This is a genomic window from Paenisporosarcina sp. P4_D4 (assembly GCF_056401835.1).
In genome coordinates this window covers 1-1,877 of the sequence record NZ_JBFUIO010000250.1, presented here as the reverse complement: position 1 = coordinate 1,877, position 1,877 = coordinate 1, and the positions used below count along the sequence as shown (strand labels likewise).

Sequence of the window (1,877 nt, the reverse complement as noted above, 5' to 3'; positions counted from 1 at the left end):
GCAGAAAGGTTATCGGGATGACTGATGAAAATCGAAATGAATAAACCAATCAAGGTTGCACACGTAGGGATATATTTTGAAGGTACGTGAACAAGGAATTTTAGGATGAGGAGCAATATTATAATTACAGGGATAGCCCATAGTGCATCCCAAACATTTGTATGTATGATTGGAAACTCAGCCATTGAATAGTCTCCTTTAGCAAATTACTTTTTACAAAGCATTRCCGTGAGGGACAGTTGTTATACATTGATTTTTTCGAGGCGATTATTCACAAATAAGTGAACTTGTTTTCCGTTCTACCTTTTTGAGCAAAAATCATCTAATTTCCTTAGCTGATGTGTCTCTTTCAGATTTCTTCATTTTTATAAATGAAAACAATTCTCTAAAAAAGATATAATATCCAAGCAACATTAAAACTATCATTGAATATGCAATCGTAGGGTACTCATWAAATATATAATTTCGTTGAGCAATGATAAAATAATGTACCATTATTAATATAATCAAATAGTAAATTACTGAAATCACTTGTTTATGTTTTTTGAAAATCAATAAAGATACTAAATATAAAACACCAGCTAGAGCATAGGTCTCCAAAATAGCAATCGCAAATACTATTATTTCCCTTTCCACTATAAACACACCCCTAAAAAAATTGTGCCTTAATAATAAGATAATTCACAATACCTTCATCAAAATCCTTTACCCCTAAAGTAAATTTCTTTTTCTGCTAACCTGCCACGTGTTAGTTCAATAAGAAAAAGAGCTGCCTAAGCACCCCGATGATCTTTAACTAAAGCATTAGTAACAGTTAGTTCAATATCTAGTTGATGTTTAATATGATTGTTTCAGTATGGCCATTCCATTCTATTGTCACTACAACCTCAGATTCTTCAATGATTTTGGCATTTGTTGGGTTAGCCTCTTTACTAGCTTTAAACGTTCCGTTTTCCTCCAATGTTAAACCGCTTCCACCAAAACCTCCTGCATTAGTCTCAACGTTATATTCAATTTCTCCAACTGAATTTACATCGTTTCCTTTATATTGAAGTTTTAATTCCTGTTCTTCCCATTCATCTTCGGTTTGAGTAACCTTTAATTCTCCCGTCCAATTATCAGACTCACCAGAGAAATCGAAAGTTTTATAGCCACATGCTGATAGCAAAAATGATACCAATACCAGCAACAATAATGTTGAAATCCTTCGACGCATAATACATCCCCTTTTGCTTTTAAAATCCAATTTTATACCCAAGCCCGATGATCAGTTAATCACCACTTAAAAACTTCAATGATTTACATATATTAACTTATTCAATACCATTCCAATAATCCCTTCATATAGAACTAAACTTCCTCGTTTTTAGAATAAGAAATGAAAAGGTATGAATTTACTTGTATTCCTTTAATAATTTATGCTGGCTATGTTTTGGGGGAGAATGATTAATAATTTAGTGATAATAAAACAAGGAGAATACCAAACAACAAAACCAGTATTAATATATTTCTTATTGAACTAATCGGTTCGGTGAGTGACAAAAAAAGAGCTGTTTAGGCAGCACTTTAATCTTTAAAAAAGCTTTCGTTAGTTCAACAACTCATAAATCATAAGGTTGAAATACAAGCGATTTTCCTTGATACATTTTGTCACGATTGAAAAGCACCCGTCCACAATAGTTATCTTCCAGATATAACGGGCTCTAGGAATAGAAAAAACCCCGTATAGGTCACTTTTTTAAAGTGTCCACTATTAGGGGTTCAGTTCATGGTTCAGTAATCATCTCTGTTATTTCTATTCAATAAAGTTTATTTTATTTTCCTGACACCATTCAATCGCAATTTGTTTAAAACACTCATCACGGTATGAATACCAT

2 protein-coding genes are annotated in these 1,877 nt (G+C 32.4%); both read right to left on the bottom strand.

Features of this window, described 5'->3' with window-relative positions; genetic code table 11:
* A partial coding sequence (locus AC1DSL_RS17730; RefSeq protein ID WP_477533245.1) for a hypothetical protein occupies positions 1 to 185 on the bottom strand: 185 nt, incomplete at its 3' end.
* Between the two features lie 641 nt (positions 186 to 826).
* On the bottom strand, positions 827 to 1,216 hold the full coding sequence (locus tag AC1DSL_RS17725; protein WP_477533244.1) for a hypothetical protein: 390 nt from the start codon (positions 1,214 to 1,216) through the stop codon (positions 827 to 829).
* Between the last annotated feature and the right edge of the window lie 661 nt (positions 1,217 to 1,877).

Excerpts from the sequence above, each read along its gene's own strand:
- AC1DSL_RS17725 (WP_477533244.1), bottom strand. The coding sequence starts at position 1,216 with ATGCGTCGAAGGATTTCAACATTATTGTTGCTGGTATTGGTATCATTT.